The organism is Marinifilum sp. N1E240, from assembly GCF_009295825.1.
Lineage (GTDB): Bacteria > Bacteroidota > Bacteroidia > Bacteroidales > Marinifilaceae > Marinifilum_A > Marinifilum_A sediminis.
The window spans coordinates 289,329-301,728 of record NZ_WHKF01000002.1; the positions used below are offsets into that span (position 1 = coordinate 289,329).

The 12,400-nt window shown below is 33.8% G+C and carries 8 protein-coding genes; 5 read left to right on the forward strand and 3 right to left on the reverse strand.

Annotated features, from left to right (window positions below; all coding sequences use genetic code 11):
• Positions 1-2: 2 nt before the first annotated feature.
• From GCQ56_RS06235 to GCQ56_RS06245, 3 genes are all read right to left on the reverse strand, one after another.
• Positions 3-2,372, reverse strand: coding sequence for an ABC transporter permease (locus GCQ56_RS06235; protein WP_152733559.1), 2,370 nt, complete (start codon positions 2,370-2,372; stop codon positions 3-5).
• A gap of 731 nt (positions 2,373-3,103) precedes the next feature.
• Positions 3,104-4,309: a DUF1579 domain-containing protein gene (locus GCQ56_RS06240; protein ID WP_152733560.1), complete on the reverse strand. Its 1,206-nt coding sequence runs from the start codon at positions 4,307-4,309 to the stop codon at positions 3,104-3,106.
• 60 nt (positions 4,310-4,369) lie between these two features.
• Positions 4,370-5,596: a PQQ-binding-like beta-propeller repeat protein gene (locus GCQ56_RS06245; RefSeq protein WP_152733561.1), complete on the reverse strand. Its 1,227-nt coding sequence runs from the start codon at positions 5,594-5,596 to the stop codon at positions 4,370-4,372.
• Between the two features lie 427 nt (positions 5,597-6,023).
• On the opposite strand from GCQ56_RS06245, the gene GCQ56_RS06250 reads away from it, so the two are divergent.
• The 5 genes from GCQ56_RS06250 (at position 6,024) to GCQ56_RS06270 (ending at position 12,399) form a co-directional block, all read left to right on the forward strand.
• On the forward strand, positions 6,024-7,733 hold the full coding sequence (locus GCQ56_RS06250) for a [Fe-Fe] hydrogenase large subunit C-terminal domain-containing protein (RefSeq protein ID WP_152733562.1): 1,710 nt from the start codon (positions 6,024-6,026) through the stop codon (positions 7,731-7,733).
• 38 nt (positions 7,734-7,771) lie between these two features.
• Positions 7,772-8,956, forward strand: coding sequence for a SpoIIE family protein phosphatase (locus GCQ56_RS06255; protein ID WP_152733563.1), 1,185 nt, complete (start codon positions 7,772-7,774; stop codon positions 8,954-8,956).
• A gap of 117 nt (positions 8,957-9,073) precedes the next feature.
• Complete coding sequence (locus GCQ56_RS06260) at positions 9,074-9,325, forward strand: (2Fe-2S) ferredoxin domain-containing protein (protein WP_152733564.1); 252 nt, start codon at positions 9,074-9,076, stop codon at positions 9,323-9,325.
• Positions 9,326-9,361: 36 nt separating this feature from the next.
• Positions 9,362-11,215, forward strand: coding sequence for a [Fe-Fe] hydrogenase large subunit C-terminal domain-containing protein (locus GCQ56_RS06265; RefSeq protein ID WP_152733565.1), 1,854 nt, complete (start codon positions 9,362-9,364; stop codon positions 11,213-11,215).
• A complete protein-coding gene (locus GCQ56_RS06270) occupies positions 11,215-12,399 on the forward strand; it encodes a SpoIIE family protein phosphatase (protein WP_152733566.1) in 1,185 nt (394 codons plus the stop codon). The genes GCQ56_RS06265 and GCQ56_RS06270 overlap by 1 nt, the downstream gene beginning before the upstream one ends.
• Position 12,400 lies beyond the last annotated feature (1 nt).

Consider the following 12,400-nt stretch of genomic DNA (forward strand, 5'->3'; position numbering starts at 1 on the left):
GATTATTCGTACTTCAATGATTTAACAGGATTTAATCTTGCTGCTTTATATGAGTGAAAGAAAATTGTTGTAATTACAACGATATTCGCAATAAGAAATGTTAATGCAAAGAACCACCACTCAATTTCTTTTTTTTCAGCATAATTGCTTAGCCATTTATTCATTACGTAAATTGTTAGTGGTATAGATATAATTGATGCAATGAAAACATGAATAACATTAATTCTAATAAATGAAAGTACGATACCTCTTTCAGAGCAACCTAGTATTTTTTTTATTCCTATTTCTTTGGTTTTACCACGTATTAAAAATAAGGTTAAACCAAATAGACCTAATGAAGATATTAGCATTGTGAATAATGCAATTATACTTACAATGGTAAAGTTATTTTTTTCATCAGAATAGAGATCTGTAATTACGTCTTCAATCATCACAGAATTGAATTCTTGATTGGTTTCAAGTTTGTTCCAAGATTCCTTTAAAGCTACTAAAAGATCATCTAATGATCCTTCTTTGTATTTTATCACCACTTGTTTTAAATATTTGTCTGATATAAATATTAGCAAAGGAGGAATTTCCGATCGAAAAGAATTTGGATAAAAATCCTTAACAACACCTACCACATGATGGTTTCCTAATTTACAACCAATAGGTTCATCAATTCCTAAAGCTTTTACTGCAGTTTCGTTAATTATACATGATTTTTTTCTATCGCTCCCAAATTCGGCTGAGAGGTATCTACCTTTATGGAGCTTAATACCCATTGTCTCTAAAAACTGAAAGTCAATTGCCATAGCTTCAACAATTACGTTATCCTCTTTGTTTTTTTGATGCGTAGTTGAAAAACTCATCGTGCCATGCATAGGAAGTCCTTCTTTTGCACCACTTGCACTAATTACATTAGAATTGGCTCTAACTTCATTTAAAAATGGCGCATAGTGTTTGAGATCATTGAAATTTACTAGCAGTATATTTTTGTTTGTGAATCCCGGGTTTTTCTTTAAAGCATAATGATATTGGGTTTGTATGACAAGAGCACTTGTAACGAAAAAACAAAATATTACCAATTGAAATATAATTAATGAGGTTCTAAAATAATTCTTGCTTTTTGATTTAAAATTTCCTGATTTTAAGACTTTAATTACATTCATTCTTGAAAGACCTACAGAAGTATAAAGACCGGAAATCAATCCAATTAAAATGGTAAGAAGAAGATAGATGAAAATGTAATAAATGATATTTTCATTAATGATGGGTAGTTGAGTTTGAAATAATTTTTCGGCTTGAGAAATACTTAGTGTCATAAGTAATACTGCAATTGGTAATACTATAATAGATAGAAAAACAGCTTCTAAAAGAAATTGAAATTTAACCTGTTTGTTTTCGGCACCAAATGTCTTCCTGATTCCGATCTCCTTTGATCTGCCCGATGAAACTGAGGTTGACAATATGATGTAATTAATAACAGCAACCAAAATGATTAACATTGCTATCGCTATAAAAATCTTTATTGTTTTCCAATTGCCAGTAATGCCAGATTTATTTACCACAATAGAACTAAGGTAAATATCCGATAGGTTTTGCAAATGAAAAGAGATAGGAGCGTCTTCTGCAATGTATTTGTTTCTGATATTTTTCAACTGGGAGTTAAATTGCTCTACCTTACTACCTGCAGATAATTTAATCCAGGTCATCCAAGCTCTTTGATACCAATCAGTATCTGCATTGTCTGATCTATATATTGCATTAATAAAGGGAAGAGTATGAATGCCATTAATTAAGCAATCAGCATTAAAAGTTGAATTTTTAGGGAGGTCTTTATATACTGCAACTACATTAAAGAACTTTTCCGCTTTACCGATGGTGATGATTATTTGTTCACCTATTATATCGGTACGAGAAAATATCTTTTTAGCTAAAAATTCGGAAAGGCAAATTGCTTGATTGTCTTCAAGTAATTTGCCATTATTATTACCTTTAATAAGGGGCAGAGTAAATATATCAAATACTTCAGAGCTAGTCCCAATAGGATTTTCTACACTAACGAAATCATCTTTAAGCTTAATTTTAAAATTACGTAGTTTTCGAGTGTTAATTGAATTTTCAACTTGTGGAATATCTTCTTTGAGTACTGATGCCATCACAAAAGGTGTTTTAGCTTCATACATTTTAAAATCATTCAGGTAGCTGTTTACTCTGTAAACCTTGTCTTTGTGTTGGTGGCAATTGTTATAGCTTAGTTCGTTTACAACAAACAAAATAATAATAAAAGAAACTGCCAATGCAATTGATAGTCCTAGTATATTAATGGTTGTGTAAATGAAATTTTGTTTAAGATTTCGCAGGGCTGATTTAAAATAGTTTTTGAACATTAATTTTGGGTTTGAATAGGAATTGGAAGAAACTTAATTTATTGTGATGATTTAGTTGAATGATATGTTAATGTATGAATTGCATTGTTATAATATACAATCCTGACGCTAAATATATAAAATTATGATTGAATACTAAAAGTTTAGTTGATAAATGAAGAAGATTAATCTATTTACAAGTTTTGATCCGTACTATAAAGTTGATTATCGGTAAAAAAATCAAATGTGTTATTTATATTAATCGTTTTAATAACACAATAAATTGTAGGTTAATTAATATTAGACGGAATTTTTGATAGTAATATGTGATATTTATCATTTTTATTATTGAAAATAAATTGTAATTAAAGGGTCAGTAAAATTTGAGGGTTATAATTATTGGATAGTGTAAGTTGCACTATAATAGGTGAGAATGCCATTGTAAAAAAGAATGTTAAATTATTATGAGATAATCATAAATTATTGTAGATTTATTTTTAATTACTATAAAAAAAATTCTGCAAGAGTGTTTGTTTTGTATTTTAATCACTCTTAAGCCTGATTAAATTCATATAAAGAAGCTCTGAGGATTATTCTTTCATGGTTGATTGAGTAATACTCTAAACCCCGAATTCGTAAAGTTCGGGGTTTATAATTTTTAATATTGTAGAAGTTAATACCTGAAAATTGTTCAAAAGAAACTCCCCAAACCTTGCAAGGTTTGAGGAGTTAATTTAAATGATTCAATGGAATTATTTCTGTGAAATTGCTCTATCTGTTTTACGAGTATAGGTAAATCTGGCTTGTGGATTCCAGGTTTTTCCTTCGTCGTTTGACAATTTATTTTCCACAGTAAAATTATTGTTGTCTATTTTTGTGTAGGTAAATTGTTTACAAGTTCTTGTAGGCTTCTTTGTATCATCAAAGCTAATGTGCGTATCTTCAACTATTAATACATTATCGGTCATTTTCCCTTGGAACACATCAATTGCAGATGTAAATTCATTAAAGGCGGCTATGCGATAATTTTTAGCCTCAGGATTGTAGGAGTAGTTGATATTTAAAGTGTTTGGAAAATAGTTTTCGTAACTCATTTTTTCCTGTAACAAGTTGGTGGCAGCATAGCTGATAATAGATTCTGTTGTACCTGTCTCTCTGTATTCACCTCTGCGGCTCATAAATTCCATTTTCACATCCCAATTACCTGCCATAAAATCTAATTTCGAGATCTCTTTTCTTTTTGGCATTTCCAAAAGTTTGGCATCAAAGTCAGGATTTACTTCTACTTTTTCAATCTGGGTAATACGATCTCGTTGCCAGAATATTCTTTCTACAAAGAAAGGGATGATTAATCCATCAACAGATCTAAAATCATCGAAATACATTTCCGATGGCAGAGTTCTGGCAAAATCAACCCATTCTGCTTCGCATTTGTACTCTAAATAGGTTTTTGTGTCAAAGTACCACTTTTCCGATTTACCATTCTCTCTGGTCAATTTTAAGGCATACATTTCGATGCCATCTACAGTTTCTTTTCCTATATATTCTACTTTATGCCCATTCTCTTTGTATTTGAAAAAAGGAGTAAAGAATGTCGCTTTTTGCATGAATACGTTAGTTTCACCTGCGTTTATTTTACGGGCATATTCAATTTCCTGCCAGGGATCAATAGTCCACCCACACTTGCCATTAAATGCTTCAATTACTCTTTGTTCACCAAGATGAAAATCCGAATAATATTTTCCGCACTTGGTTTTGTAAGAGGTAAAATCTTTCTCGAGACTAAATGCGGTAAACCTTCCGGTGATTTTTAGTGCATCTACTTTTTCCCATTTATCGGCACCTCCATGGGCATCGATATGCTTCGCAATAATTTCCTCGGCTGTTTGTGCTAACAATATTGTTGGTAAACAGAGCAAAGCAATAAGGATAACTGATTGAAGTTTTTTGAGTTTCATTTTGGGTGTTTTTGAAGTCTGTATTGTTTGTATTGATTTTTTACGCTAAAGTAGTAGTAGCTATTTTAGTTCATAGCAAGCCATCTCACTAAGGTTTCTCAAATAGATTTTACCATCAGAAAATGATGGTGCAGTCCACGATTTTCCAACAATAGCTTGAATATTCCCCATTTCAGTGAATGCTTCGGGTGTGGCTTTTACCTGTATCAATTTTCCTTTATCTGATAAAACTAAAAGCTGATTGCCTACACGTATTAAACTGCCTTTACCGTAGCCTCTTTTGGTCCATTTTTTTTCACCAGTTTTAACAGAAATGCATTGTAGTGCTGCAATATGAAAACCATAAATATGACCATCGTAATAGATAGAAGAACTATAATCGTTCTTCATGCTAGATCCTTTGTTGATAAGGGTTGCTTTGTTGTTTTGCACCTCTAGAACAATAAATCCTGTAGAGCGAACTGCGGAGATGAAGATTTTGTTTCCGTCGAAGACAATTGGCATTCCTGTAGGATTGCTTACTGGTGAATTGAAAGTCCAAATGGTATCTCCAACAGTGTTTAGTGAGTATATTTTACTTCCATTGGCAAAAATGATATTTTTTTTACCATCTATCTCTGTCACCAGGGGCGAGTTATAGGTAGATTTGCCTTCACCATTTTTCCAAAGTTCTTTACCAGTATTTTTGTCAAAAGCCATAAATGCTCGTGTTTCGGTTCCACCAACTTCAACAATTATATTGTTATCAATTAAAACAGGAGAGGAGCTAAATCCCCAACGAGGAGGCTTACTGCCATATTCTTTCATGAAATCTACCTGCCAAACGGTTTTGCCATCCTTTTTCGAACTAGCAGTTAGTTTACCATAGCTACTTAAGCTGTAGATATTATTCTCTCCAATAGCAGGCGTAGATCGTGGTCCGTCACCAAATGTGTCAAAAAAGAGAGAGTCAACCTCTGTTCTCCATACTTCGTTACCAGTTTTAGAATTGAATGCAGCAATAAATTCAGTACCGGTTAGGGTATCTTTTTTCTCACTTATCATGGTGTAGATATTCTTCCCACTAATTGTGATTTCAGAGAATCCGTCCCCTAATTTTTTCTTCCAAAGTAGTTTTGGAGCTTTTTCAGTAAAACCTGCCAAACTTATGTTTTCAGTAGCTCCGCTTCGGTGTGATCCTCTAAATTGATTCCATTCCTGTAGATCTTTTTGTTGTGCTTGAGTGTTGGGCGAATACCAAAGCATTAGGAGTGCAATGGTACATAAGATTAGTGTTGTCTTTTTCATCAGATGTTTTGTTTATAGATTATTAGGTTTATTTGATTTTCGTTTATTGTGAATATGTGATAAAAGATTGTCCATCACAAGATACAACTATCTGATTAATCAAATATTAAGCCGAAGGATAGAAGTGTCAAATTATTAGTGATTTACTGTTTTTAGCATTGAAAAAGAGAATGATAATCTGTTCGAATTAGGACAACTATTGTCCGTATTTGAATAGCTGTATCATGCTTATTTAAAAGGATTATGAATAAATAAGATGTGTTCCCAAACAGCACTCCTTATCACCCAATGAAATCATAAATTCTGAAATTTGTCTACTGTTAAAAGTAGTAGAATACAATTGTGTTACTAATGAATACATTTTCCTTTTACTGGAAAATTTACATAGTGATAATGGTGTTTGTAATTGGGAATAAGGAGAAATCAGATGGATATATTAAAACCGGTTTATACAGAGCAGAACGATTGTCAGGATTGTTACAAATGCATTCGTGAGTGTACTTTAAAAGCCATTAAGGTGGTTAATAATTCTGCTCAGATACTTCATAATGATTGTATCTATTGTGGGACTTGCACACAGATTTGTCCGGTAGGCGCTAAAAAGGTTCGTGATGATTTGAAGAAGGTTAAAAAGATGATTAACAGGAGCGAGAAGGTAATTGTTTCATTAGCACCATCATTTGTAACAGAGTTTCCAAACCTTTCGGACGAGCAAATGATAGCTACACTTAAAGAGTTGGGATTTTTAGCCATTTCGGAAACAGCTTTGGGAGCACAGGAAGTTTCTCGCAGAGTTACCAAATATGTTGAATCAAACGAAAAAGGAGTTTATATTTCATCTGCCTGTCCTTCTGTTGTAGAAATGATTTGTAAACATTATCCTGATTTTAAAAGTAATCTTACTCCAATATTGTCACCTTTATTAACACATGCAAAATATCTGAAAGAGGAGTATATCAACTCGAAAGTTGTATTTATTGGACCTTGCATCGCAAAAAAATCAGAAAGCGACGAATTTCCTGATTTAGTTGATGCAGCTTTAACTTTTACCGATTTAAAGAATTGGCTAGAGGAAGAAAATTTAGATCCATATTTATTTCCTGAAGACAAACAAGTGGATCAATTCATTCCAGGTAAGGCAGGCAAGGGTATTTTATATCCAATTGATGGTGGTATGATTATGGGAATGAAAAAGAATGCTACGGCTACAGATGCCGTTTACATGACATTTTCAGGAATTAATAACATTCAGGCAGTACTTAGTGATTTGAATAAGTATCGTAAAACCAATAAATTATTTTTGGAGTTACTTGCTTGTGATGGAGGATGTGTGAACGGTCCAGGAACGCAAAAAACTTACTCTACTGCAATAAAACGGTTAGAGGTCATCAATAAGATTGATGATGAGAGAACCTGTGTATTGAATACGGAATTTTCTATAGAACGTAATTTTGATTCCATATTACCAATCCCGAAATATGAGCATTCTGAGAATAGCATTAAAGAAGCTTTGACCATGATTGGTAAATACTCTGAAAAGGATGAAATCAATTGTGGCGGTTGTGGATATAACTCATGTCGTGAATTTGCTGAGGCATACCTTGAGGACAGATCTGAGCCTAATATGTGTGTATCCTACATGCGAAAAATAGCCCATGACAAATCATCGGCTCTTCTGAGAAAGATACCTTCAGGAGTTGTTATTGTAAATGATGAATTGAAAATAATTGAAGCCAACCAAAGTTTTGCCGGAATTCTGGGTGAAGAAGTCGAGGAGGTTTACGAAACTATTCCAGGATTGGTTGATGCTGATTTAAAAAAGATTTTACCATTTCATAAACTATTTTCATCGGCTTTAAGTACTGGTGTAGATAATTTAGAGAGAGATATAAAACATGGGAATAAGATGCTTCACATTAGCATTTTCACAATCCATAAGCATAAAATAGTTGGTGCCATTGTGCGAGACATGTCTCAACCGTATATTCAGCGCGAAGAAGTTGTTACCAGAGCAAGAACTGTTAATCGGAAAAATCTGGAAACTGTTCAGAAAATAGCCTATTTGTTAGGTGAAAATGCTTCGGAAACGGAAGAAATGTTGAATTCAATTGTTGAGTTTTACACACCTGATGAATAGTTGATGGGTCTTATATAGCAGATTTAGAGTAAAAGCAAATGCAGGAAGATTTTTACATAGAGGTAGAGTGTCAGCAAAGAAATCAACATGGTCAGTCGATTTGTGGTGATGTTTTTATGTCGCGAAAGCTTAAAGATGAGGGGAGAACAATACTTGTGCTTTCCGATGGCTTGGGAAGTGGAGTTAAGGCAAATGTATTGGGAACCTTAACTGCATCGATGATTCTGAATTACATGAAAGTGAATAAGGATATCCGAAAAGCTGCTGAGGTAATTATGAAAACTTTGCCTGTATGTAGCAAACGTAAAGCCAGTTATTCAACTTTTACGATTGTAGAGATCGAATGTGATGGTGAGACTCGAATTATCTGCTACGATAATCCTGATTGTTTGATTTTGCGTGGATTGGAATCGTTTATACCTGAATGTGAGGAATTGCATTTGGAAGGAGAAGCCAACAAAGGGAAAATATTATTCTCTTATAGATTTAAAGCACAAAAAGAGGATCGCATTGTATTCTGTTCCGATGGAGTTACCAACTCAGGAATGGGAAGTCATAGGTTGCCTTTTGGATGGGGAATGGATAATGTTCATCAATTTGCAAGCTCTTTAATTCGTAAACAGCCTTTTATTTCTGCACGTCATTTAGGTAATGGTATTGTTGAACGTGCATGTGCAAATTATGGTAATCAGCCTAAAGATGACACTTCGTGCGCTGTATTATATTATCGTGAGCCAAGAAACTTAATGATAAGTACAGGACCTCCTTATGAAAAATCAAAAGATGCTAAGTTAGTAAAGCAATTGAGTGAATTTGAAGGATGTAAAATTGTATGTGGAGGTACTACCGCAGGAATCATATCAAGAGAACTACAAAAGCCAATTAAGGTTGATTTAGATATTTCTGATAGTGAATTACCACCAGTTTCTTACATCGAAGGTATTGATTTGGTAACGGAAGGAATTTTGACTTTAGGAAAAGTCTACAGAATTTTGAAGAATTACAATCAAAATACAAGCCTTAGAAATGGTCCCGCCGATAGGATTGTAAAATTGCTTTTGGAAAGTGATAAAATTTTTATCATCAATGGAACCAAGATAAATGTTGCGCATCAAGATCCTAAGTTGCCTGTTGAATTGGAAATTAGAAGGACAGTTGTAAAGAATATAGTTGGACTCCTTGAGGAAAAGTTTTTAAAAGAAGTAGATCTTAGTTATATTTAACGTGTGCACTGCAATATTTCATTAAAAAATGATGATTTAGATCAAATAAGAATTGATCAAGTTCAGAATTAAAAATGAGTGTTGTGGATTGATTACTCAAACAATACACGAAACTAAATGGCTGAGAAAATTGAAATTACGATCTGTTTAGGAAGTTCCTGTTTCTCGCGAGGAAATGGTAAGACCCTAAAAGCAATAAATACATTTCTTGAGGAAAATAATTTGAAGGATAAGGTTTTCTTTCACGGAGAGCTTTGCACAGGAAATTGTGCTAAAGGACCAATTCTAAAGATCGATGGAGAACTCTATGAAGAAATTGATCATGATGGAGTGATAGAAATATTAAGCGGGGTGTTCGGTCTTGTTTAATTCTGGTTTTCGTTTCTAACCCTAAAAACCCATTCTATGCCTTTAATTGCAACTAATAAGGATAAGTGTAACCTTAGTTATACTTGTATTCGCGTATGTCCTGCTAAAGCGATAAAAATTGAAAATGACCATGCTAACATTATAAAAAACCGATGTATTGGATGTGGTAATTGTGTTACGGTTTGTGCCCAATCCGCTATTGAATATCGCAAATCTGAAGATTTGGTAAAACAATTTCTAAGTGGTATTGATCCAGTGGTTGCGGTCTGTGATCCTAGTATATCAGGAGAATTTGATGATATATTGGATTATAGGAATTTTGTTGGAATGATTAGAGCTTTGGGCTTCGATTTTGTTGTGGAAGCGGCTTTTGGTGCAGATTTGGTAGCCTATAAATATAAAAACTTATTTGATAACTTTCATGGAAAATACTATATCTCAACCAAATGTCCAGCCTTGGTAAATCATGTTGAGAATTTTCATCCTGATTTGGTAGAAAATTTGGCACCTATCGTACCTCCTAATGTGGCAATGGCAAAAGTGGTACGCAAGAAATATGGCGTTAATGCAAAAATAGTTTCCTTATCACCTTGTGTAGCAAGTAAAAATGACATTAGAGCTTTTAATGGATCTGATGGAGATATTCATGCAGTTTTGAGTTTTGTAGAACTTCGTAAATTATTTGAAGAGTATAAAATATCTGAAAATTCGGTTGAGTTTTCTGAGTTTGACCCTCCATTTGCTCGTTTGGGTGGATTATTCCCAATTAGTCATGGTTTGTTTCAGGCTGCAGATATTGACATCAGTATGCTTAATGGAGGAATTATTAGTACCGAAGGTCGAAATAACTTTTTGCGTTCTATTAATGAGTTTAAAACTCAACACAACCTAAATCAACATTTGGATTTATTTTACTGTGAAGGTTGTATTATGGGACCGGGAGCGTCGCCAGGAGGACGTAAATTTTCCAGAAGATCGCAAGTGATTAGATACGTTCGAAAAAGATTGAAATCTTTCGATGAAGAACAATGGCAAAGAGAAATTGAAGAGTATAAAGATTTAGATTTAAATAGGGGATTCATATCAAGAGGACAATCGCTACCTATTCCAACCGAGGAAGAAGTTCAAGAAGTCCTTGTTGAAATGGGAAAGGAAAAGGTAGAAGATCAACTAGGATGTGGATCTTGTGGTTATGAATCGTGCAAGGAATTTGCCATAGCTAAATGTCAGGGATTAGCCAACTATGAAATGTGTTCATCTTTCACCATAAAGAATATGAATACTTTCATAAAAGAATTGGGTACAGCTAATGAAAAATTATCAAAAACTGAGTCTGCATTAAAGGAATCAGAGCGAATTGCTAATGAGGAGAGAAAAGCAGCTCAGGAGGCATCTGAAACAGTATCAGCAATGTTGCAAAAACTTCCTTCGGGTGTGGTAATTGTTGATGAGAATTTGAAGATTATAGAATCGAATAAGAGTTTTGTTGACTTGCTTGGTGAAGAAACCAGAATGTTGAATGAAATAATTCCTGGTTTGGTGGATGCAGATCTAACAAAAATGATCACCTTCCATAAATTATTCTCGACTGTTATCTTAAATGGTGAAGATATCCTAAATAGAGATGTTCATTTCGGAAATAGATTGTTTAACGTTTCTGTATTTACCATTAAAAAGAACAAGATTGTTGGTGGTATTATTAGAGATTTATATGCTCCTGAGGTTAGAAAGGAAGAGGTGATTGGAAGAGCAAGAGCTGTAATTAAAGAAAATCTTCAGACTGTTCAGCAAATAGCATTTTTATTAGGAGAGAGTGCTTCTACGACTGAAAAATTGCTGAATTCAATTATTAAATCTCATACTCCGGGAGAGGACGAAAAAAATAAATAATGGAAGAAAAATTTCATATAGATATTGATTGTCAGCAATTGTTTCATCATGGTGAAATGATTTGTGGTGATGTTTTTCTTTCGAAAAGAATAAAAGAAGAAAATCGAACGATTGCTGTTTTAAGTGATGGTATGGGAAGTGGTGTTAAAGCTAATGTTTTAGCTACCCTAACAGCATCTATGGCAATGAATTTTACGGCAGAACACAAGGATGTAAAAACCATTGCTGAGATAATCATGAACACTTTACCTGTGTGTAGCGTGCGTAAGGTTAGTTATTCAACATTTACTATTATTGATATTGAATTTGATGGTACAACTCGTATTATTGAGTTCGATAATCCTTGTTGTGTGGTGATGCGAGGATCTGAAATCTATGATCCGGGATGGAGAACCATAACTTTGGATAGTGAAGAAAATCAGGGAAAAGAGCTGCGTACTTGTTCTTTTTCGGCGCGTAAAGAGGATCGTGTGTTGTTTTGGTCCGATGGAATTATGCAATCTGGTATGGGAAGTAGAGAATTGCCTTTTGGTTGGGGGCATGATAACGCACTAGATTATGTGAAGAACATTGTTAAGTCTACTCCATATATTTCAGCTCGTAATTTAGGTTTACAATTGGTGAAAAGAGCTTCTCGTAATGATAAAGATGAGCCAAAAGATGATACAAGTGCTGGAGTAATTTATTATCGTGAACCAAGAAAATTACTGATTTGTACTGGTCCTCCTTTTGAAAAGGATAAGGATTCGGAACTTGCCATGAGGGTTTATCACTTTAAGGGCAAAAAGATTATAAGTGGTGGTACTACTGCGGAAATTCTTGCTAGAGAATTGAATTTGAAATTTGCTGCAGGTATGAAAATTACCGATCCTGAATTGCCACCTGCATCCTATATGGAAGGAATTAATTTGGTAACGGAAGGTATTCTTACAATCGGGAAAGTAGCTAAAATATTGGATGAATATACAATCGACTATGACTTAGGTGATGGACCAGCTGATCAGATTGTTCACTATTTATTGCAAAGCGATAAAATTTCAATTATTACAGGAACTAGAATTAATTTTGCTCATCAAGATCCAAGTTTACCAATTGAATTGGAAATTAGAAGAACTGTGGTAAAGAAAATTGTGAGCTTGCTAGAAGAGAAATTTTTAAAAGATGTAAGCTTGTCATTTATTTAAT